Origin of the sequence: Paenibacillus kyungheensis (assembly GCF_028606985.1) — a bacterium.
In the GTDB taxonomy this organism is placed as follows: domain Bacteria; phylum Bacillota; class Bacilli; order Paenibacillales; family Paenibacillaceae; genus Saccharibacillus; species Saccharibacillus kyungheensis.
The window spans coordinates 3,403,247-3,424,949 of the sequence record NZ_CP117416.1; the positions used below are offsets into that span (position 1 = coordinate 3,403,247).

The 21,703-nt window shown below is 40.5% G+C and carries 21 protein-coding genes and 1 other annotated feature; of the genes, 2 read left to right on the plus strand and 19 right to left on the minus strand.

The annotated features are described in order from the left end of the window. Positions 1 to 10: 10 nt before the first annotated feature. The 11 genes from nusB to PQ456_RS14615 all read right to left on the minus strand — a co-directional run bounded on the left by nusB (position 11) and on the right by PQ456_RS14615 (position 8,429). A complete protein-coding gene (gene nusB, locus PQ456_RS14565) occupies positions 11 to 472 on the minus strand; it encodes a transcription antitermination factor NusB (protein ID WP_273612944.1) in 462 nt (153 codons plus the stop codon). A 224-nt stretch (positions 473 to 696) separates the two neighbouring features. Next, positions 697 to 930 (minus strand): DUF2273 domain-containing protein, encoded by a 234-nt coding sequence (locus PQ456_RS14570; protein WP_204823429.1) that lies wholly within the window; start codon positions 928 to 930, stop codon positions 697 to 699. Between the two features lie 15 nt (positions 931 to 945). Beyond that, positions 946 to 1,485, minus strand: coding sequence for an alkaline shock response membrane anchor protein AmaP (gene amaP, locus PQ456_RS14575; protein WP_273612945.1), 540 nt, complete (start codon positions 1,483 to 1,485; stop codon positions 946 to 948). 81 nt (positions 1,486 to 1,566) lie between these two features. Then, positions 1,567 to 1,980: an Asp23/Gls24 family envelope stress response protein gene (locus PQ456_RS14580; RefSeq protein ID WP_204823427.1), complete on the minus strand. Its 414-nt coding sequence runs from the start codon at positions 1,978 to 1,980 to the stop codon at positions 1,567 to 1,569. A gap of 67 nt (positions 1,981 to 2,047) precedes the next feature. Continuing rightward, on the minus strand, positions 2,048 to 3,391 hold the full coding sequence (gene accC / locus PQ456_RS14585; RefSeq protein WP_204823426.1) for an acetyl-CoA carboxylase biotin carboxylase subunit: 1,344 nt from the start codon (positions 3,389 to 3,391) through the stop codon (positions 2,048 to 2,050). Positions 3,392 to 3,434: 43 nt separating this feature from the next. Continuing rightward, positions 3,435 to 3,920, minus strand: coding sequence for an acetyl-CoA carboxylase biotin carboxyl carrier protein (gene accB / locus PQ456_RS14590; RefSeq protein ID WP_273612946.1), 486 nt, complete (start codon positions 3,918 to 3,920; stop codon positions 3,435 to 3,437). A gap of 196 nt (positions 3,921 to 4,116) precedes the next feature. Beyond that, complete coding sequence (locus PQ456_RS14595; protein ID WP_273612947.1) at positions 4,117 to 4,479, minus strand: VOC family protein; 363 nt, start codon at positions 4,477 to 4,479, stop codon at positions 4,117 to 4,119. Positions 4,480 to 4,596: 117 nt separating this feature from the next. Continuing rightward, a complete protein-coding gene (locus PQ456_RS14600) occupies positions 4,597 to 5,850 on the minus strand; it encodes an aspartate kinase (RefSeq protein WP_273612948.1) in 1,254 nt (417 codons plus the stop codon). Between the two features lie 177 nt (positions 5,851 to 6,027). Continuing rightward, positions 6,028 to 6,543, minus strand: coding sequence for a hypothetical protein (locus PQ456_RS14605; RefSeq protein WP_273612949.1), 516 nt, complete (start codon positions 6,541 to 6,543; stop codon positions 6,028 to 6,030). An 89-nt stretch (positions 6,544 to 6,632) separates the two neighbouring features. Further along, a complete protein-coding gene (efp, locus tag PQ456_RS14610) occupies positions 6,633 to 7,190 on the minus strand; it encodes an elongation factor P (RefSeq protein WP_069329094.1) in 558 nt (185 codons plus the stop codon). A 162-nt stretch (positions 7,191 to 7,352) separates the two neighbouring features. Further along, entirely contained in the window at positions 7,353 to 8,429 is a 1,077-nt protein-coding gene (locus tag PQ456_RS14615) for a M24 family metallopeptidase (RefSeq protein WP_273612950.1), read from the minus strand. Positions 8,430 to 8,802: 373 nt separating this feature from the next. On the opposite strand from PQ456_RS14615, the gene PQ456_RS14620 reads away from it, so the two are divergent. Together PQ456_RS14620 and PQ456_RS14625 are read left to right on the plus strand one after the other, a co-directional pair. Then, positions 8,803 to 9,795 (plus strand): DUF1385 domain-containing protein, encoded by a 993-nt coding sequence (locus PQ456_RS14620; protein ID WP_273612951.1) that lies wholly within the window; start codon positions 8,803 to 8,805, stop codon positions 9,793 to 9,795. A 5-nt stretch (positions 9,796 to 9,800) separates the two neighbouring features. After that, positions 9,801 to 10,187: a hypothetical protein gene (locus tag PQ456_RS14625; RefSeq protein WP_273612952.1), complete on the plus strand. Its 387-nt coding sequence runs from the start codon at positions 9,801 to 9,803 to the stop codon at positions 10,185 to 10,187. Between the two features lie 247 nt (positions 10,188 to 10,434). Here PQ456_RS14625 and PQ456_RS14630 read toward each other — a convergent pair whose 3' ends face one another. The 8 genes from PQ456_RS14630 to pflA all read right to left on the minus strand — a co-directional run bounded on the left by PQ456_RS14630 (position 10,435) and on the right by pflA (position 21,531). After that, entirely contained in the window at positions 10,435 to 12,090 is a 1,656-nt protein-coding gene (locus PQ456_RS14630; protein ID WP_273612953.1) for a family 10 glycosylhydrolase, read from the minus strand. 115 nt (positions 12,091 to 12,205) lie between these two features. Beyond that, on the minus strand, positions 12,206 to 12,631 hold the full coding sequence (gene mntR, locus PQ456_RS14635; protein WP_069329089.1) for a transcriptional regulator MntR: 426 nt from the start codon (positions 12,629 to 12,631) through the stop codon (positions 12,206 to 12,208). Between the two features lie 182 nt (positions 12,632 to 12,813). Beyond that, a complete protein-coding gene (gene metG, locus PQ456_RS14640; protein ID WP_273612954.1) occupies positions 12,814 to 14,829 on the minus strand; it encodes a methionine--tRNA ligase in 2,016 nt (671 codons plus the stop codon). 76 nt (positions 14,830 to 14,905) lie between these two features. Further along, positions 14,906 to 15,161, minus strand: a binding site (T-box leader). A gap of 40 nt (positions 15,162 to 15,201) precedes the next feature. Beyond that, positions 15,202 to 15,483 carry a membrane protein insertion efficiency factor YidD gene (gene yidD, locus PQ456_RS14645; RefSeq protein ID WP_273612955.1) on the minus strand — a complete coding sequence of 94 codons (282 nt, stop codon included), beginning with the start codon at positions 15,481 to 15,483 and terminating at the stop codon, positions 15,202 to 15,204. Beyond that, the gene (locus tag PQ456_RS14650; RefSeq protein WP_273612956.1) at positions 15,480 to 15,998 is read right to left on the minus strand and encodes a Fur family transcriptional regulator; all 519 of its coding nucleotides are present in this window, start codon (positions 15,996 to 15,998) and stop codon (positions 15,480 to 15,482) included. Before PQ456_RS14650 ends, yidD begins: the two co-directional genes overlap by 4 nt. A 290-nt stretch (positions 15,999 to 16,288) precedes the next feature. Next, complete coding sequence (locus PQ456_RS14655; protein ID WP_273612957.1) at positions 16,289 to 18,496, minus strand: stalk domain-containing protein; 2,208 nt, start codon at positions 18,494 to 18,496, stop codon at positions 16,289 to 16,291. 361 nt (positions 18,497 to 18,857) lie between these two features. Next, positions 18,858 to 20,480 carry a beta-N-acetylhexosaminidase gene (gene nagZ, locus PQ456_RS14660; RefSeq protein WP_273612958.1) on the minus strand — a complete coding sequence of 541 codons (1,623 nt, stop codon included), beginning with the start codon at positions 20,478 to 20,480 and terminating at the stop codon, positions 18,858 to 18,860. Between the two features lie 313 nt (positions 20,481 to 20,793). Next, entirely contained in the window at positions 20,794 to 21,531 is a 738-nt protein-coding gene (gene pflA / locus PQ456_RS14665) for a pyruvate formate-lyase-activating protein (protein ID WP_273612959.1), read from the minus strand. Positions 21,532 to 21,703 lie beyond the last annotated feature (172 nt).

Consider the following 21,703-nt stretch of genomic DNA (forward strand, 5'->3'; position numbering starts at 1 on the left):
TAAAAAATGATTATTCTGCTTCTGTACGTGCTTCTTTTAATTTATCCAGATCTTGAATCATTTTACCCAGTACACCGTTAACGAATTTACCGGATTCTTCTGTACCAAAATGCTTGGACAATTCGATCGCTTCATTGACAGCGACTTTGGCAGGTACATCATTATGGAATACCATTTCATAGACGGCTTGACGCAAAATCTGGCTGTCTACACGAGATAGACGGCTGATCTGCCAGCCTTTCAAATACTCTTCCAATAGGTGATCGATCGCTTCTTTGTTCGTAAATGTACCGTTTACGATATCAAGTACATATGCTTTTAATTTGGCTTCATCACGAATTTCAACTTCAGATTCGTTTTCTTGTGCTGCTTCTTCCAGCAACATTTCGATCGCTTCTTCTGCTTTTACATCGTTCATTTCCATTTGATACAGACTTTGTACAACGATCTCACGTGCTAATCTTCTTTTCATTCTTGGGTTCCTCCCGGTATGGATAAGCAGCTATATCTACATTCAGCCTACTATCCTGTGTACCTTATTATTTTCAATTCATTTATTGTACTCACGACAACCTATTCGCATCTATCGATCTTTCAAGTTCATATCTTCTAGCATACCAAAAAACCTGTCGTACATCATGCCCGGCTGTATAATTTATGATCCAATACGTAGTCCGGGAATGAGGTATGACAGGTTCATTTAAACGGGCGCCAGCGATCCGATATCCACGCATTCACCCGTTCCCAGGGAATGACAGAGCCTAATCGCATATCTTTATGCTTGCCGACGCTATAGCCTATGAACACTAACAGTGCAAAGAACAACATATCCCAAAAACCAACTACCACATATAATACTCCGAACAAAAGACCTGCGGCTACACCTGTTATCCGTCCTCCGTGAGTTTCCCAGATCGCTTTCCATATCATAAGGAGAACTCCCTTCTACTCCACTCTGCTTTTGAATGCAGGAGATTGAACGATATTCGCTATAAACACCGATACCGAGGATACCGGAATACCTGTAATTTCTTCGACCTGATCATGAACCGATTTTTGCATATTTTCCGTCAGTTCTGGAATAGAACTTTCTCCGTCTACGATCGCTCTAATCATAATTTCAAGACCCGATTCGATCACCCGCACACGCGTTTTGACATCACGTACACCACGCGAACGTTCGGCTACTTTGAGGCACATATTTTCTACCGTTTCCAGTGAAATCTGAATATCCCCAAATTCTGTACGTTGATGCACCGAATGATGATGTCCACGCTCTGAACGCACAGATAGATAGAAAAAGCGGATACTTAGCAAAAATAAGATTACAGCTACAATCACAATCGTAATATACAGATTTTGTTCGTTACGATCATTCAATTCTACAGGCACTTTGCCACTTAGTAAAAGGATTGCAAGCACAGACAAGATTCCAATGCTCAGACTGTAAATAAATAAAAGCAGTCTGTCTATAATTTTAGCCAAGAGTGTGCAGCCCCTTTACATTATAGTAAACATAGTAAACCCCTGACTGTTACGTCGGGGGTTTATGATTGCTTTTCGTACTTATTTGACCCGCTGTGAAAATTCCACTTCTTCGCTTCTGCTCTTCTCTGTCGTCTCTAAATGCACATCATGAATCTGTACATTTACTTCAACTACAGTTAGACCAGTCATCGTTTCAATAGAACGTTTGACATTACGCTGAATCTCAGCTGCTACTTCAGGTAGACGATGTCCATAATGAACAATCACAGAGACATCTACAGCTGCTTCACGTTGTCCTACTTCTACTTTTACACCACGGGAAAGATTTTTGCGACCGAGCAATTCAGCAATACCACCGGCAAAGCCGCCACTCATGCCTGCTACACCTTTTACTTCAATTGTCGCTAGACCTGCGATCACTTCAATGACCTCGGGAGCAATCTGAATCTCACCTATATCTGTCCGCTCAAATTCAGTCGGTAACGTACTCATATTTATCTATACACCTCCTGCTAAGTAAACTAAATATAACATGTGAATGATTCATTGACAAACAAGCTTAGACTTCGTTTTCCTCAAGGAACTTGATGTCAAAATCGCCACGTACAAATGTTTCATGATTCAATAGACGCATGTGGAAAGGAATCGTAGTATAAATACCTTCAATCGCAAATTCATCTAAAGCACGTTTCATTTTGGCAATAGCTTGCTCACGAGTTGGAGCCCAGACAATCAACTTCGCGATCATAGAATCATAGTAAGGACTGATCGTATATCCTGGATATGCGCCACTATCTACACGTACACCCGGACCACCTGGTGGTAAGTAGAAATCAATCTTACCTGGACTTGGCATAAAGTTACGTTCAGGATCTTCGGCATTGATACGACATTCCATAGACCATCCGTTGATCACTACTTCATCTTGACGGAAAGAAAGTGGATTGCCTTCTGCTACAGAAATCATTTCCTGAATCAAATCTATTCCCGTTACCATTTCAGTAACTGGATGTTCGACTTGAATACGAGTATTCATTTCCATAAAGTAAAATTGTCCATCTTCTCCAAGCAAGAATTCCAGTGTACCTGCACCTGAATAATTAACAGCAACAGCAGCACGTACAGCCGCTGCTCCCATTTCTTCGCGTAATTCAGGAGATAATACAGGACAAGGTGCTTCTTCAACCAATTTTTGACGACGACGTTGTACCGAGCAATCACGTTCACCTAAATGAACCGCATTACCATGTTTGTCTGCAATAATCTGCACTTCCACATGCTTCATCGACGTTAAATATTTTTCTAAATAAACGCCACCATTACCAAACGCTTTTTGCGCTTCTTGTTGAGCAGCTGTGATTTGCTTGATTAGTGATTCTTCGTCTTCTGCAAGGCGAATCCCTTTACCTCCACCACCTGCGGTAGCTTTGATAATGACAGGGTAACCAATCTCACGCGCGATCACGATCGCTTCGTCCATATCTTCTACGATTCCGTCAGAACCCGGAATAACCGGTACGCCTGCGGCAATCATCGTACGCTTCGCTTCAGACTTATCACCCATACGTGTAATCGCATCTGGTGATGGTCCGATAAACGTAATATTGCAAGATTCACAGATCTCTGCGAAATCTGCATTTTCAGCTAAGAAACCATAACCCGGGTGAACAGCATCGCATTCAGTCAATGTCGCAACACTCATTAAGTTGGTTAAGTTTAGATAGCTATCTTTGGATAAAGTCGGCCCGATGCAGTATGCTTCATCAGCCAACCGTACGTGCAATGATTCGCGATCTGCTTCAGAATAGACAGCTACAGTAGCTATGCCTAGTTCGCGACAAGCACGGATAATACGAACCGCAATTTCTCCACGATTCGCTATCAGTATTTTATGAAATTTCATTTTACGTTTCCTCCTCCGGGATTTGGCAAAAGCAATGTCTTGCTTATTCCGGTTTTACTAAGAATAATGGCTGTCCGTATTCAACAAGCTGTCCGTTTTCTGCCAAAATCTCTACAATTGTTCCTTTAGTCTCTGCTTCAAGCTCATTCATCAGCTTCATCGCTTCGATAATACATACAGTCGATTTATCGTTGACTTGATCACCCGTGCTTACAAAAGGAGCCGCTTCTGGTGAAGAAGAACGATAGAACGTTCCAACCATAGGCGATACAATGGTATGTAAAGAAGGGTCTACTTCCGGAGTAGTCGGTGCTGCCGCTGGGGTAGCAGATGTTGGTGCTGTTACAGGCGCTTGCACCGCTTGAGGTGTAGCTACTGGTGCACTTGCCGCTTGCTGTACATATACAGTCTCAGCTTTGCTTGGCTTACGAATCACTAAACGTGATCCTTCATTTTCGATTTCTACTTCTTGTACAGATGTCTCGTCTACCAATTGAATCAATTCTTTAATTTCATTTAAGTTAAACATCTATTTTTCACTCCTTTAGCTTCATTGCCCGTTGTACACGGAAAGTTACACATAACGCTATGTATTATAGCACATTCATTAAAAAGGCGTGAACATCTTTGTTCACGCCTTTTTAATAAAGAATCCATCTACCAATTATCTGGCAAACAACTCCTTATTGATTTTCAATTTTGCGATTGGAAGATTAACCAATGCTCTACTCTTCATCTTGCGGAATTATTCGACCGATGCGGACAAGCAGACCACTAGGATCACTCACTGCAAATTCGTATACTCCCCAGGGTTTTACGCAAGGTGTTCCTTTTTCGATAATCAAATCACTTACCTGTGCAGCTATCTCATCTACATTTTCCACATACAAATATAAACCGAAAGGATTGTCTTCGACTGTTTTGGGCCAATCTGGTACATAATTCAAATGCAGATGCCAACCACGTCTATCAGACAGAATACGGTAATGACCATAATCATGGAGTACATCAAACCCTAATCGCCTATAGAAAGCTTCACTCTTATCAAGGTCTTGGCTCGCTATAATTGGAACGGAATAATGATTCATACAGCTTCCTCCCTTATAAACAGCATTGCATCTAGGTTAGCCTTGCATCGTAATAATCTCTTTCAAATTTTATAAATGTTATGCTTTATTATGCAGTTGTATCGCAATACAATTCATTTAACGACGATCTTGAGGGCCGCCCACAAATGCTTGTTCTTCGGTATCCAGACCATATGCTGTATGAAGTGCAGCCACTACATCTTGCAAGCGACTTGCTTCGATTACGCAGGATACTTTGATCTCAGATGTACTCACCATCTTAATACTAACTCCCTGTGCAGAGATGGCAGCGAACATTTGCGCAGCTACACCCGGGTGACTGACCATACCTGCACCAACAATTGATACTTTCACTAGATCAATTTCAGAAGTGACTTCACTGAAAGGAAGTTCGCTACGCAAGCTTTCCATAACTGCAAGTGCACGTTCACGATCTGCTAGACTTACTGTATAAGAAAAGTCTGCTTTACCATCTAACACACCGCTCTGTACGATAAGGTCAACGTCTATTTTGGCAGTTGCGAGTTCTCCAAACATTTTCGCAAGTACTCCCGGTAGATCAGCAACGCCACGGATTGTAAGACGTGCTACATTTTTGTCATAAGCAATGCCGTTAACGACTGCTCCCTGTTCCATAGTTGTCTCCTCCTTCACAACGGTTCCTTCATTATAGTTAAAGCTAGAGCGCACAACGAGGCGTACATTGTTATGCTTGGCGTATTCTACAGCACGCGGATGAAGTACCGCTGCCCCTAAATTCGCCAGTTCTAGCATTTCGTCATAAGATATCTCTTGCAGTTTGCGAGCACATTTCACAATACGTGGATCAGTGGAATAAATACCATCAACATCGGTGTAAATTTCACAAGTATCGGCATTAATAGCTGCTGCAAGTGCAACTGCTGTTGTATCTGATCCTCCGCGTCCAAATGTTGTAATCTCGCCTTCTGCTGTGATTCCCTGAAATCCCGCTACGATCACGATTTTACCTGCTCCGATCGCTTTAAGTACACGTTCAGGCTGAATATTACGTATGCGTGCCTTGCCATGTTCCGCTTCTGTCTCAAAACCTGCTTGCCAACCGGTGAAAGATACGGCTTCTCTACCTAGATGCTGAATCGCCATCGATAACATCGCCATCGAGATCTGTTCACCTGTCGTCATCAACATATCCATTTCACGAGCAGGTGGATTCGGATTGAGCAGACGTGCCTGATCAATCAAATCATCTGTAGTATCTCCCATTGCCGAAACAACGACTACACAGTCGTGTCCTTCATCTTGCTTCTCAATAATGCGCTTTGCTACACGTTGCATGCGCTCGGTATCCCCGACGGAACTACCGCCGAATTTCATGACATACAAAGCCAAGACCTCTTCACTCCCTACTTGATACGGGTATATTATCTCTACAATATTTTACCCGGATTGAACAGCGTATTTAGGCGTTTCATACATAATAATGCATGAACATGCTTAGTCTTTAACAGTATAATACGAGAACGCGTTAAGTACTACCCGTAAATTAAAAAAGCTACACTAGAATGTTTACTCTATGTTAAATCCTTTTCTATTTAATTTCCATTGATTTCTAACTGATTGTAATAGATCAGTATGTTTTGTAATCTTGATTAGACACATATCTTTATCAGCAGCAGGTTCATAACCAAATTTGATAGACGGTATATGATAAAGTTGTATTAATTTTTGAAAATAATTAAGCATATGTAAGCATTTCATCGTGTCTAATACACCTTCGTAACTCAACTCAGTCTCTACAAAATTAAATTCTACAGTGATGTATTCTGCATCTGAAGAAATGATAAGCAATACCTCTTTTAACTCTGTTCCTAGTTCAAGAACTTCAAACAATATTGTTCCGGTACCTGGATTTAATAAAAATGCCGAGAAAGAATATATATCATCAAACTCTATATCTTTAGTAGTCGTCTGATCATAGAAGTGGGAAGATTTTATACTTGCTGAGATAATGTCTAGTTCATCTGTTAATAGCTTATCTATATAAGAAATATGTATATCAAACACAACTTCAAGATTATCCATCTTCTATACTCCTTATTGTATTTTATTCTAAAAAAAGAATGAGCAGGCATTAAAGCCACTCATTCTTTTGATGGTACATATAGTAAGTACTACGCGCGAGAAACGTATTTACCTTCACGAGTATCGATGATTAGAACGTCACCTTCGTTGATAAACATAGGAACTTGAACCGTATGTCCAGTTTCTAATTTCGCATTTTTAGTTGCGCCTGTTGCAGTGTTACCTTTGATTCCTGGCTCTGTTTCTGTAACAGCTAACTCTACGCTTGTTGGCAAGTTAATTCCAAGAATTTCACCTTGATAGCTAACGATGTTAACTGTCATGTTTTCTTTCAAGAATTTCAATTCCCATTCCAATTGCTTGGAGTTCAATTCGAATTGATCGTAAGTTTCGTTATCCATAAATGCATGCTCGTCACCACTTGCATACAAGTATTGAACTCCACGGTTTTCGATTTGAGCACGAGCAATCGTTTCACCTGCACGGAAAGTACGTTCTACTACGTTACCGTTACGCAAGTTTCTCAATTTAGAACGCACGAATGCTGCGCCTTTACCTGGTTTTACGTGTTGGAATTCCAAAACGGAATAAATATTACCTTCTACTTCTACGGTCAAACCTGTTTTAAAATCATTTACTGAAATCAAAATAACGCCTCCTCAGATGTGGTAAAGCTGGTCTCTTGCATAATTCTATGAAGCCTATATATTGTACTATACCCCATAACAATCGGATACTATATCATCATATACAGGTATTTTATTCGGCAAAAGATAGTCATCATCCTGCATGACAGAACAATCTTTTCGTTATACCGGTAAAATCGTAAGTTCTTTGGTGGAATGAGTTAATACTCGAATACCATCTTCTGTGATTAATACATCATCTTCAATACGCACGCCGCCAAACCCTGGAATATAAATGCCCGGTTCTACGGTTACCACCATACCTGGAGATAATACCGTATCGCTCATTTTAGACAAGCGAGGCTCTTCATGCACTTCCATACCGATACCATGACCTGTGCTATGTCCAAATGCTTCACCGTAACCATGAGAAGCAATAACATCACGTGCCAGTGCATCTGCATCTCTACCGCTCATACCTGGTTTTAAGTGTTTAAGCGTATTCAGTTGTGCTTCTAGAACGATATTGTAAATTTCAAGATGCTTTTCAGTGGGTGTACCTACAAATACAGTACGGGTTAGATCAGATACATAGCCTTGATAAATTGCACCAAAGTCTAAAGTAACAAATTCATTTTCACCGATTACTTTTTCGCTTGCTACGCCATGAGGCAAAGCAGAACGTTCACCTGAAGCGACAATCGTCTCAAATGAAGTCCCTGTTGCTCCTTGACGGCGCATAAAGGATTCCATTTCAAGTTCGATTTCTTGCTCTGTTACACCTGGTTTGATGTAGTTCAGGATATGGCTAAATGTGCGATCTGCGATATCAGTCGCTTTTTCGATAATAGCAATTTCTTCAGCGTCTTTGAAATTACGAATCTCTTCCATGATGCCGGATACAGGAACCAGCTCCACTGGTGCTAAATGTTTGCTGTACATTGCATATCTGCTATAAGGCACCAAATCTTGTTCAAATCCAAGCTTACTGATATTGCCTTTGGACAACAATTCTTTCATCGTATCGACTACATTTGCCGAATGTTCGACAACTGAAAAAGCTGTGGCTTGTTCTGGCGCTTGAGTCATATAACGGAAATCAGTCAATAAGTAAGCTTCCTGTGCAGTCACTAACACATAACCCGCAGAACCTGTAAACCCTGTCAAATATCTGCGATTCACACTACTTGTAATTAACAATGCCTCTAATTGTTGCTCTTGCATTGCTTGACGTAACTTATTTAAACGTTGTGTACTCAATTACATCTCTCCCCTTCAGCATTTTAGAATAAAATACGACTTCTGCTAGTGAAATCAAAAATAATCTTTGCAAAGCAAAATATCTTACCTTCGCTTGGTTCTTTGTATCGTCGTATTGTGATCATTTTGGACAAATGTAAACTGAGAAATAGCCAAAAATTATTTTACCATACGAATTGCAATTTTGAGAATAGGCAGTACAATATCTTATCTGTTCTCTTTAGGCTTTCTCATAGTGTATTCTGGTAAAAATCAGCTAAATCCGCTACAATTAAAGGATAAGCTTATTTCTATCTATGATCAATGAACAGATAAGCTTGATCAGGCATTTCGTGAGTCACGATAATGTCGAACTACGGAAGGGTGACTATACTTGTCAAAACAATCTGCTCCTCCGAGCTATGGCGGCCAAGCAGTAATAGAAGGCGTTATGTTCGGTGGAAAAAATGTGAATGTGACCGCTGTAAGACGTAAAGATGGTAAGATCACCTTTTTAGAAGTACCTAGACAGGATAAGTCATGGGTCAAAACATTACGCCGCATTCCATTGTTGCGAGGAATTATAAGTTTGATTGATTCAAGTGCCAAAGGCTCCAAACATCTGAACTATGCTGCTGATGCTTATTCCGAAGATCAGATGAGCCCTGAAGAATACGCAGAGCAGAAGCAAAAAGAAGAATCGAAAATGAGTCTTAGTATGATGCTTGGTGTGGCAGTAGTCGGTATTCTTTCTTTAATCGTAGGTAAGCTTGTTTTTACACTGGTTCCTGTATTTGTCGAAAGTTTATTATTTGGAAAAGCTTTTGACAATCATGCACTGCATACGTTGCTTGAAGGAGTTATCAAAATTGTTCTGCTGTTGATCTACCTCTGGGCGATCTCACAGACACCTATGATTAAGCGACTGTTTCAGTATCATGGTGCTGAACACAAAGTTATTACAGCTTATGAACATGGTGAAGAATTAACACCGGAAAATGTGCAAAAGTATAGTCGTCTGCATTATCGCTGCGGAAGCAGTTTTATTATATTAACCGTTATTATCGGAGTGATTATCTACGCACTATTCAGTTGGGATAGTCTAACCGAGCGTATTATCCAACGTATCGTTTTGTTGCCTGTCGTGATTGGTGTATCGTTTGAATTTTTGAAATTTACAAATAGCTTGCGTGAAGTACCTGTATTGCGCTATTTGGGATATCCCGGATTGTGGTTACAGTTGTTAACAACAAAAGAACCGACACTGGATCAAATTGAAGTCTCTATTGCTTCATTCAACCGCATGCGTGAATTAGATGCTGCTCTTGAACAACAGCATGTTCATTCTGCTGTTACCACTTCTTCGCCTGACCCTGTGAAAGGATGATAAAAATGAGAAAATCACCTGTTCAACTGATTGTTTTTGGAGTAGCTATGTTACTGGGTGCGGTCGGGCTGTTTCTTGAAATATTCCAAATGGTGGCTTCTCCTGCAACATATAATTGGGCGAATCTTATTGTACCGATCATCTTAATTGTTGTATTGTTTTTGGTTCTGCGTTCTACTTCTGGTATGTCTGGTCGAAGTTACAATGGCCCCAAAGTCAAACCTTCTGCACGCACCATGGCTAAAATGAATGGATCACAGAAAAATAGCTACAAAACAACTTCTGCTAGACCATCCAGCAGTCATTCATCCAAACCGAAAAAGAGCTATCCTTTTCAAGTGATTCAAGGCAATAAAGGAAAAGATGATGATGAAGCTCCTAAATTTCACTAGATTAATGAATAGATTCCAGATCCGTTCAGTATAACAATTATTATCATAAAGCTATTTATATCTATAAAAAAAGCATGACTTTTCCTTCTTACCGAGGAACAGATCATGCTTTTTTTACTATCTAGGTATTATGTTCTCAGATTTTAATGTTCTATATTTATCCATGTTGCTTTTTTAATCAAAAAAAGGGATTCTATCGCCTCAGTATCTGGCTGATAAAATCCCTTTTTTGTGATCTTATACTATCTTATAATCCCCAGTATGAACGTAATTTTGCTAATACGCCTTGCGGATTCTTTTTCAAATCTTTAGCACTGAAGAAGATACTACCTTTGATATTGCTGTATTTCTCATTGTATTTGAGCTGGTTAATGATTTCATTAGAACTGCTCCAGCCGATTTCTGGTGTACTGATTTTGTAAAGCGCCTGACCGATATACAGATCGACACCTGTATTTTTGGTTTCATTTGCCCACCAGTCTACCACTTTATCATAACGAGCTACAGGAAGTGTCATGCTCCAGTATACTTGCGGAGCAATATAGTCGATCCAACCATTTTTGATCCATGTGCGGGTATCTGCATACGTTGTATCGTAAGCTGTTACGCCTGCTTTGGTATCTGAACCTGTAATATCTGAAGATTTGTTACGCCATACACCAAATGGGCTGATTCCGAACTTCACAGCAGGTTTGGAATTGTGAATCGATGTATTTAGTTGTTGAACAAAACTGTTGATATTCCCACGACGCCAATCCGCTTTTGTTTTGAACTTACCACTGTTGTAACTAGCATAAGTGCTATCATCGCCAAACTTGTTCGAAGCGGTCTCTGAATATGGATAGAAATAGTCATCCAAATGTACACCATCAATATCATAGTTATTCACAACTTCCATCACTGTATCAATAACCGATTGACGAGCAGCTGGAATTCCCGGGTTCAAATAATATTTATTATCGAACTTTATCACCCAGTCAGGATGTTTGAGTACTACATTGTTGCTTGCCAATTTGCTTGTATTCGCATCGGTTGTTGCACGGAACGGGTTAAACCATGCATGGAATTCCATACCGCGTTTATGAGCTTCAGCAACCATATACTCTAATGGATCATATCCAGGATCTTTGCCCTGTGTTCCGGTTAGATATTTTGACCATGGCATCAGTGAAGATTTGTACAATGCATCTCCAGCAGGACGAACCTGTACGAATACTGCATTAATCCCCATACCTTGTAGATCATCTAACAATTTTGAAAATTCTTGCTTTTGCTTGGTTGCACCGGATGTAGCCGGCCAGTCTAGATTGTAGACAGTAGAGATCCATGCACCACGAAGCCCATCTTTGGCTACGGTGCTCGTTGGAGCTTTTCCACTATTACTATTATCTGTTGTTCCTGTATTGGTAGTAGGTGGTGTAGAAGGCTTGCTACTGTTATTTTTACTACCTGTACCTTGATAGCTACTTGTTGCTAGATTTACCGTTTGGTTGGCTTGATCCCAATTAACATCAAGACCGAGACCTTCCCCGATAAAACGTAGCGGAACCATCACACGACCGTTTTTCATTTCAACCGAAGCATCTAAGCTAACCGATTTGTTATTGATCGTAGCGGTATTCTGACCGGAAGTCAGTACCAGCACTTGCTTATCGCTGGTAATCGTAACAGTACTTGTCGATTGATTCCAGGCGATTTTGGCTTTTAAATTTTCGCTCACTAAGCGCAAAGGAACCATCGTTACATTGCTCTTGCTGGTTATGTAAGGAGCAGCATCCCCTTGTATCTGTTCTCCATCTAGCATGATCTTAATATCCGAATCTGCGGCGTGAAGTGTACTACTGATCGAAGGGACAATCATCAACATGACTAAAAATACAGCGATAAAACGAACCATTTTCATAAATTCAAACCTCCAGTAAATCGTTGCTTGGTGCTTATAACATTAGACGACTGACAGTTACCAAAGTTGCGAACAAAATAAAAGACATCTGCCAAGTGATCGACAGATGCCTGCCTTACGAGTCGCTAATCAGCTCTTTTTGTAGATTCTGTAGCGCTTCCACACGTGACGGATCACGACGGAAATATTCTAGCAATGTTTCAATTTGAGTGATCGAATTCCAACTCAGGTGATGCTCTATACCTTCTACATCTTTGTATATATAATCCGGGTTAACACCGATAACATTCAGGAAATCTTCGAGTAATTGATGGCGCTCTACAAGGCGTTTGCCCATCTTTTTCCCTTTGCTTGTCAGCACTAATCCCCGGTACTTCTCATAAATCAAATATTCATCTTTATCTAATTTTTGGATCATCTTTGTAACGGACGAAGGATGTACTTCTAACCCTTCTGCAATATCCGAGACACGCGCATATCCCTTTTGATCGATTAATTTATAAATGCGCTCTAAATAATCCTCCATACTGGGCGTTGGCATCTTGCTCCCCCTTTTTCACTACGTACTGTATTCATTTGGCAAATATTGATTCAATAATCATACATTTAATTCGCATGAGTTGGCAAGTTTTGCACGCGATTCAAACGATAGAAAGAACCTTCCATGTGTACACCATATATGCTGTTCCACGGAAGGTCTTTACTTATCTTTTGAAAATACTTTTACTTCACAATAGCACCGTTCGGCATACCGTCTGGAACTGTAGCTAGTGTCAATTGATCGCCATGAGAAGCCGCTAAAATCATACCTTTAGATTCTTCTCCGCGTAATTTCACAGGCTTAAGATTAGTGACGCAGATGACTTTGCGTCCTACTAATTCTTCCGGTGTGTAGAACTTCGCAATACCAGATACAACCTGACGTTGCTCTGTACCTAGATCCAATTGTAATTTAAGCAGTTTGTCTGCCTTTTTAACTGGTTCAGCAGAGATCACTTGAGCTACGCGCAGTTCGACTTTGGCAAATTCGTCAATACTGATCTCAGGCGCTTGTGACTCTTCTACTTCTACAGGTGCAGAAGCTGGTGTAGTTGTTGGTGCAGTTTCAGTTGCTGCTGTTAATACGCCACCCATCGCTTCTACGATATAAGCTACTTCTTCTTTGCTATCTAGACGAGGGAAAATAGGGTCACCTTTAACAACAGTCGTACCTGCTGGAATCTGACCATACGTACGAATACTTTCCCAAGCGGTAAGTTCGCCTTCTGTAATCCCAAGTTGTGCCCAGATTTTTTTCGGTGCACGTGTTAAGAATGGTTGCAATAACACAGAAACGATACGCAAAGTCTCTACAAGATGATACATCACCGAATCCAATTGCGGTTGATTAGCTTCGTCTTTAGCAAGTACCCACGGTTGCGTCTCATCAATATATTTGTTAGTACGACTAATCAACTGACTGATCGCTGTTAGAGCTACAGAAAATTCAAGATTTTCAAACGCATTTTCTACTTTCTCGATTGTTTGTGCAGCGATATCTTCTAATGTTCCATCCACTTCAAGTAGACGACCTGGATAAGCAGGAATAGTACCACTACAATACTTATCGACCATAGCTACCGAACGATTAAGCAAGTTACCTAGATCATTCGCCAAATCTGAATTGACACGATCGACAAAGCTCTCCGGTGTAAATGTACCATCAGAACCAAAAGGTACTTCACGTAGCAAATAATAACGCAGAGAATCTAGACCATAACGATTGATTAAAGTTACCGGATCAACCACATTGCCTTTGGACTTGGACATTTTACCGTCTTTCATCAATAACCAACCATGTCCAAATACTTTTTTAGGTAATGGTAGATCTAGCGCCATCAACATAATCGGCCAATAGATTGTATGGAAACGAACGATTTCTTTACCTACCAGATGAATATCTGCTGGCCAGAACTTGTTGAATAATTCTGGATTATCTGTTCCATAGCCTAATGCTGTAATGTAGTTAGAAAGTGCATCGATCCATACATACACAATATGCTTAGGATCTCCTTTAACTTGTACGCCCCACTCAAACGTAGTACGGGAAACTGCCAAATCTTCAAGTCCCGGCTTGATAAAGTTATTGATCATTTCATTTTTACGGGATTCAGGTTGAATAAATTCAGGGTTATCTTGATAGTATTTCAATAGACGATCTGCATATTTGCTCATACGGAAGAAATAAGATTCTTCTTTAACCAATTCTACAGGATGTCCACTATCCGGACTTTTCCCTCCAATAACCTCGCCATCTGCATTACGCTCAATATCGACAATTTGCGTCTCTGTATAATAGGTCTCATCTGGAATACTATACCAGCCTTCGTATTCACCTTTATAAATATCACCTTGTTTGAGCAAACGATCAAAAATTTCTTGAACTACAACTTTATGGCGCTCTTCCGTGGTACGGATAAAATCGTCATACGAAATATCTAATTGATCCCACAATTTTTTGATTCCTTCTACTACACCATCAATAAATTGTTGTGGAGTCTGCCCTTTTTCTAACGCTTTACGTTCGATCTTTTGTCCATGCTCATCTGTTCCTGTAAGATAACGAACATCGTATCCTCTTAGGCGTTTGTAACGAGCCATCGCATCACCGGCTACAGTTGTATATGCATGACCGATATGCAATTTGTCGCTCGGGTAATAGATTGGTGTTGTCAAATAAAAAGTAGGTTTGGCTGACATTATAATTCCTCCTTAAATATGTTGAAATTGCTATGTTCTCATTTCCATATCTGGACGCAAAAAAGCCCCCGCCCCTATATGGGACGAGAGCATAGACTCACGCGTTACCACCCAAATTCTCTACTCCTTTACAGAAGTAGACTCTTTCAGTCTTTTGCAGACTGCCCATTAACGCTGGTTCACGCTGAAGCCTTACATATGTATACGTGACATATGCTTGACTACAGTTCCTCCTGGACCATATTCGATGACGCTAACCATACCGGTTCCCAGCTACTCCGGCTCTCTGTACTGGTGCATTTTTCATCTACTTATCCATTCACAGGAAATAATATTTGATGTTATGAATATACCGAACTTCCAAATCACCTGTCAAGCATTTTGCTGTTCCTGATTAGTGACTGAAGAAGATGTATCCTTCGATTTGGCAGGCGGTACAGGGTCGAATCCTCCTGGATGAAAAGGATGACATTTCCCTATCCGTCTGGCAGCTAATCCTACACCTTTGACGACACCATGAATATCAATTGCTTCTAAAGCATACTGAGAACAAGTCGGATAAAAGCGACATGTTGGTGGTTTGAGTGGTGAAATGAATTTGCGATACACATGGATCGGCGCCTGAACCGCACGACGACTCAATTTGCGCTTCACTGGCTTTTACCTGCAGGCTCATGAGTATCATATTCATGAGACATCAATTTAGATGGTTTGAGATGTAGAGTGGGACCTTCTTTGCCATCTCCAGCACCCATTTCTTGACGACAATCTTTACAATATCCAAACACTTCAAATTTGTGTTTGACCACTTCAAATTGTTCAGGCATATCTGTCATATCCATCGGGCAAAAAGCAATCGGATACGTTTTTTCACATTGTAAGCAGATCATATGATGGTGATGATGATCTTGACTGCAATGACTTTTAAATTTGACACCATCTTCAAAAACGATCTGTTCTAATACACCTAGCTCCTGCATCACACGCAAATTGCGATAGACCGTATCAAAGCTAAGCCCACTGTACTTTTTACCCATATAGTCATATACATCTTTAGCGGTCAGATAACCGGGAGCTTCTGCAAATAAACGTGCTAATGTGCGACGTTGATCTGTAATTCGCAACCCTTGTGCTGACATCGTATCGATGATTTGTTCTGTCGACAGCATGAGTTATTCCTCCTGTCCTAATCTATCTTTTATCGTTTACATGAATTATTGTATTATTCGTAATAATAACTATTATACAACATAACGGTGTGCGATGCGTAATTATTCGTCAAAAGTTTATGGCGATTACGTTACTAATTGAAGCGTATTGGAACATCATTACACATTTCTCCATCATGCCTTATTTGAACACAATCGTCAATTGATTCTAGTAAAAGTTAATGATTATATCAAAACAAGCAAAAAAGCCCGAATCAGTAAAAACTGACCTGGGCTTTTTGATAAAACGATTATTGTTTTTTAGCTGGCAATTGTGTGAATAACAAGTTGACTGGCAAGTTACTACCAGGCGCTGCTGTAAACCACAATTCTACTGCTTCTGTATCTAATGTTCCTGTACGATAAAGCACAACATTATCATTCGCTGTTGTTGCTGCACCGTTATTTTTAATTGCTGTGATTGCTCCATTTACATACATGTAACCAGAGTAACGACCACCACGAGCATTAAAGGAAATCATTGTGTTAGGTGCAACCATATCTAACTTGATTTTGTATAACACACCGAAGTTACCTGCGTTAGAAGCTTCAGTCATTGACAATGGATCTGTACCCATTAAGTTAGGGTCACTATTATTGTCTCCGATAGGCATACGAACTGTTGTGTTACCGATCAAGTCAGCTACATGAATATTACGTACAGCATTGTCATACGTACCACGGTTATGAATACCATCGCGGTCCAATTTAGGTTCTGTAGCAAGTGCAGCGATAGGATCTTGATTTTCATCAATCATCATCACTGTGTATTGTACGTTAGAATCACTTACTAGATCGCCGAATAATGAAATAACGGTATCGTTCTTCATTGCAGTAGCACTTAGTTGATTAAAGATAACTTGGCTTTGTCCTGGTTGTAGAACAACAGATTGAGCATCTGCTCCACTTTGCATGGATTCAAAGTAACGTCTAACAGAAACTTTACCTACTGCTGTAGCATAAGGATTAGGTCCTCCAAAACCAACAGCTTGAATGTTAAGTGTAGCTGGTGTAGCGTTCGGGTTCGTTGCTACCACGTACATTTTTTTGCTACTACCTGTTTCATTCAAATGATGCACCATAAAGCGTGTTGCACCTGTAGCAGATTCTTGATATACGATACCTTTAGTTAAAACACGTTCAGGGCTGTTACTACGAATCAGACGACTTGGATCATCAGTGACTTGAGCATTTGTTACTGTTGCCCATGTTGGAATCAATGAACCGTTAAAGTCGAAAGAATCTCCAGTTGGTGTAAATAGCGGATAGAAATCTTCTGCTGTATACAATGTTTGATCTGTTATATTGATCGTTTTGCTATATGTGCCTGTTGCACCATGTTTATCGGTTACTGTTAATGTAATCGTCTGTGGACCTGGTGTAAAGAATGCTAATTGCTTATTATCCCATTTTGTTAAATCTGGGTTAATTGCATTTTCATCATCTGTACTCATATCCGTATAAGTTACCAATTCACCCATGCTATATGTTTCTTGGTTCGTATTAAACATCGCTACTGGCGGTTGGTTAGGAGGAAGTACGTTGATCGTAACGGTGTACGGATCACTCCATTGACCAGATGAATCCATTACAGAATACGTGATCACATGAGGACCTGCTTCTGCAAAAATGTCTTCGCGTCCTGTCCATGTTTCATTAGCGATAGGACTGCCATCAGAAGTGGTAGATTTTGTTTTGTATGTTACCAATGTTTGACCTGCATAAATAGCAGTAGGTGAAACAGTAAAGGAAGCTGTTGGTTTGACAACTAGATCCAATACCACTAATTTACCTTGTACAGTATAAGGAATATTTAATGCTTGAGTGATCGAAGTCAAAGGAACCATAAATACATTTTTTTGTTGAAAAGCTGGGCCTTTCATCAAAGTGCTCACACCATTTACAGTGTAGTACTTACTGTCTGTTTTGAAGCGTAATTCTTTACCATCTTTTTGCATAATGGTTTCTTTGGTCTTAGCATCATATGTAAGCTTCAGACCGACACGGGTCACAAGTGCGCGAACCGATACGTAAGATACTCCACTTTTCACAGCCATAGGTTGATCTGAAAAGTATAATTTACCATCTTGATAAATCTGGTTAGAGTTCATCATAAAAATCACTTTGTTAGGGCCAGCAGAATACACATCAGTCACCACAGTAGGTGTTGTCGGTGTAGTTACTGGAGGTGTAACTGTAGTAGGTGGTGTTGTCGGAACAGTGGGTACTGTACCAGCAGGATCTGTCGTCGGATCAGTCACTGCGTTAGGATCTGTAACTGCATTAGGATCAGTTACTGTAGTATCGTCTCCTACAGCACCTTGAGTATCATTGTATACATCTTGTACGATACTGCTATCCACATCGCCTTCAGCAGCGTGAACTTGTGCTCCTGGAACAGTCGCAACAGTCTGGGCTACAGCGAGTAATGCAATTAGTAACGTCTTCTTGAATTTCATTATTAGGCTCCTTCTCATAGCAATTTACTGTCTTGTACATCTAAAAACATTGGTCTTTCCCCCGAATTGGCACATTAATAAGACGCACCAAACGTTAAAAAGTTTCTCTGTTGTTGAAGAAACCTTACAACATACGTATCTGTTCACACTTCAGCCACATCTATTACAACGAAAAATCACATAAAAAACAGCCTTATCCATCAGCGATGAATAGACTGTTTTTGACTACATGATGTGCTCAGAAAACGTCATTAGTTATACTTTACCACAAATAAATCCAATAACCTATTTTGACGATAGATATTATCTATCAGCTATAGATGGAACCATATCCTAGGCACAAAATAAACGATATCACGTTCTATAATTGAATCCGATATTGGTCGTTTAAGCTAACGGGTAACTTGCCAAGTGCCGGCTTCACTCCTGCGATCACAGCGGCTAATGCTTCTACAGCATACTTTCGATTTTCATAACTACATATATACGTCTTGATCTCAGGTAGATCATTTATATCATAAGGATTACGTACAGAAGCTACGATCAATGCTGTATCTGATAACAAAGATAACTGACGAGCTAGTTCTGCCTGTCCAAGAGGTAACAGTCCTGATGATGTATACGCAGCAAAAATCACTTTAGGATAATGAACGGCTTGCTCTAACACGTGCTGAATCTCTTCTGGTTCTGGTCTAGAATCGATAATAATCTGCGTAGCATTAATGCCATAACTACGAAGCGCTTGAGCAGAGCTGATATCATGCCCTGTTGGTTCATCGACTTCTGTTAGACGTGTTACCTGTGGCCAGATCACTAATACCTGATCGTTTTCTTGTAAAGGCAATTGCCCTTCATCTTTGACAAGTGTAATACTTCGTTCTGCAATATCACGTAAAATCGGTTCGATCGTTGACGGCTCTAACCGCTCTGTCCACTCTTCTATCGGGTAAGGTTTTGCGTTCATTTGATGCTTCGCTTTGAGCGCAAGTATACGTTCGACCGAAGCATCAATTTGTGCTTCAGATAGATGACCTTGTTGAACAGCTTCTTTGATTGCTTCAATCGCAGCAATCTGATGCTCTAGTGTATGACTAACCAGCAATAGATCGGCTCCTGCTTGCGCCGCCATCACTGTTGCCTGTGGAATCGGAAAATGCTTCGCAATCGCATGCATTTCCAGACAATCGGTTACGATTAATCCGTCAAAACCCATTTCAGTCCGAAGCAGATCAGTCAATACTTTACGTGATAAAGTTGCTGGAATCGACTCTGGTTCAAACGCTGGAAAAATCACATGTGCAGACATAATCATATCTACCCCTGCTTGTATAGCCGCTCGAAAAGGAAGTAATTCTATCTGTTCCAAACGAGCTTTATCATGAGGCACCGAAGCCAAGCCGTAATGAGAATCGACTTCTGTATCTCCATGCCCGGGAAAATGCTTGGCTGTAGCGGCTACCTGTTCTTGTTGAATCGCTTGAATGGCAGCTGCTCCATGAGTCGCTACCACTTCTGGTTTTTCCGAATAGGAACGTACACCGATAACCGGATTGCGGGGGTTATTATTTACATCTACACATGGAGCAAAATTAACATTGATTCCAAGTGTGCGTAGTTCGCGTGCACTTATCGCTGAAGCCGCAGAAGTCAGACTTACATCATTTACAGCTCCTAATGTCATATTGCCTGGAATCAGGCTCATCTCGTCTTGGTCAATTCGGCTCACCATTCCTCCTTCTTGATCGATTGCTATCAATAATGGAGGTAATCCTTGCCTGTGAGCAATCTGTTGCAATCCTGCTGAAAGGTCTGTAATCTGACGAGCTTTTCCTATATTACGGCGAAAATAAATCACTCCACCTATATGATATTTCTCTATCAATTCAGTAATATGTTCATTCGGTACATTTGTATGAAATCCACATACAAATAATTGCCCGATTTTCTGGTCTAAGGTCAGGTCTGATAATTGAATCGTTTTCATATGTATCCCCCTTAAGCTTGAGCCTATTTTGAAAAGATGTCTTTATCCGAGCATGAAATGACTAGCTAGATCCTTATTTAAGTATAGATAACTATATGTAAGGCAACAAGCGGATAAAGTTTGGGTTTTGGGGAATTTTTTTAAGTAAATATACTGTATAGCTAGCGAAATATATGACATACCTATACACACCAAAAAGACATACCAAAAAGCCCTTTCCATTATTACCCTGGAAAGGACTTCTGGTTTCACGTTCGTATACCCTTTTTACTGACTATGGTTGTTATTCTATCTATTTTCATAAAGAGGAGGATTAGACACAAGAGACTTGACGACGACCTTGTTCGATCAGACGATACGCACGATCGACTTCAGCTTCGGTTGGCGAAGGAACCCCATCCAGCGGATAGATGCGTCCCAGCGCTTCCCATTTGTAGATGCCCATCTGATGATAAGGTAAAATTTCGAACTTCTCTACTCCTTTTAATGTACCGATAAATTCGCCTAAAGCGATCAAATCTTCTTCAGCATCATTAATTCCCGGTACAAATACATGGCGTATCCACATTTTGCGTCCATTGTCAGACAGCCATTGTGCAGTGTGTAGAGTGCGTTCATTCGATACACCAGTCAATTTTTTGTGCTTTTCATTGTTAATATGCTTAATATCTAGCATGACTAGGTCTGTGACTTCAAGCAGTTCATGGATTTTACCAGGTTCGTTGAATCCATTACTGTCGAGTGTTGTACTGAGATTCCAACGTTCTTTGACTGCCTTGAACAATTCTCTAACAAAAGGTGCTTGCAACGTTGGTTCGCCGCCGGATACAGTCAATCCTCCACCAGAAGAACGGTAGTAACTCAGGTAAGGTTCGATTTCAGCTAGCACTTCTTCTAGCTCCATCACTTTACCTCCGTCCAAGTTCCATGTATCAGGGTTATGACAGTATTGGCATTTCATCAGACAACCCTGCATAAATAGTACAAATCGTATGCCCGGGCCATCGACGGTACCGAACGTTTCTAGCGAGTGAACACGGCCTTTTACCATGATCAATCACCCCTTTCGTCTGAGTTGATGTATATAAGTTATGTGAAAATGTATCGCTCTAGCATGCTCCGTTACGTCAATAGATTATTTTTACGATCGCTGTTAAGATCGGATATCTGGAATGAACTGCTTTCGCAGTCGATATCCGAATCTTAAAGGCGAACGCTTCGCT

Coding starts and splice junctions, on each gene's coding strand:
- accC (WP_204823426.1), bottom strand. CDS start 3,391: ATGAAATTTCATAAAATACTGATAGCGAATCGTGGAGAAATTGCGGTT.
- accB (WP_273612946.1), bottom strand. CDS start 3,920: ATGTTTAACTTAAATGAAATTAAAGAATTGATTCAATTGGTAGACGAG.
- PQ456_RS14630 (WP_273612953.1), bottom strand. CDS start 12,090: ATGAAAATGGTTCGTTTTATCGCTGTATTTTTAGTCATGTTGATGATT.
- PQ456_RS14605 (WP_273612949.1), bottom strand. CDS start 6,543: ATGGATAATCTTGAAGTTGTGTTTGATATACATATTTCTTATATAGAT.
- nagZ (WP_273612958.1), bottom strand. CDS start 20,480: ATGAAAACGATTCAATTATCAGACCTGACCTTAGACCAGAAAATCGGG.
- nusB (WP_273612944.1), bottom strand. CDS start 472: ATGAAAAGAAGATTAGCACGTGAGATCGTTGTACAAAGTCTGTATCAA.
- PQ456_RS14625 (WP_273612952.1), top strand. CDS start 9,801: ATGAGAAAATCACCTGTTCAACTGATTGTTTTTGGAGTAGCTATGTTA.
- mntR (WP_069329089.1), bottom strand. CDS start 12,631: ATGCCAACGCCCAGTATGGAGGATTATTTAGAGCGCATTTATAAATTA.
- PQ456_RS14650 (WP_273612956.1), bottom strand. CDS start 15,998: ATGCTGTCGACAGAACAAATCATCGATACGATGTCAGCACAAGGGTTG.
- pflA (WP_273612959.1), bottom strand. CDS start 21,531: ATGGTAAAAGGCCGTGTTCACTCGCTAGAAACGTTCGGTACCGTCGAT.
- PQ456_RS14580 (WP_204823427.1), bottom strand. CDS start 1,980: ATGAGTACGTTACCGACTGAATTTGAGCGGACAGATATAGGTGAGATT.
- metG (WP_273612954.1), bottom strand. CDS start 14,829: ATGTCAGCCAAACCTACTTTTTATTTGACAACACCAATCTATTACCCG.
- PQ456_RS14595 (WP_273612947.1), bottom strand. CDS start 4,479: ATGAATCATTATTCCGTTCCAATTATAGCGAGCCAAGACCTTGATAAG.
- PQ456_RS14655 (WP_273612957.1), bottom strand. CDS start 18,496: ATGAAATTCAAGAAGACGTTACTAATTGCATTACTCGCTGTAGCCCAG.
- PQ456_RS14570 (WP_204823429.1), bottom strand. CDS start 930: ATGATATGGAAAGCGATCTGGGAAACTCACGGAGGACGGATAACAGGT.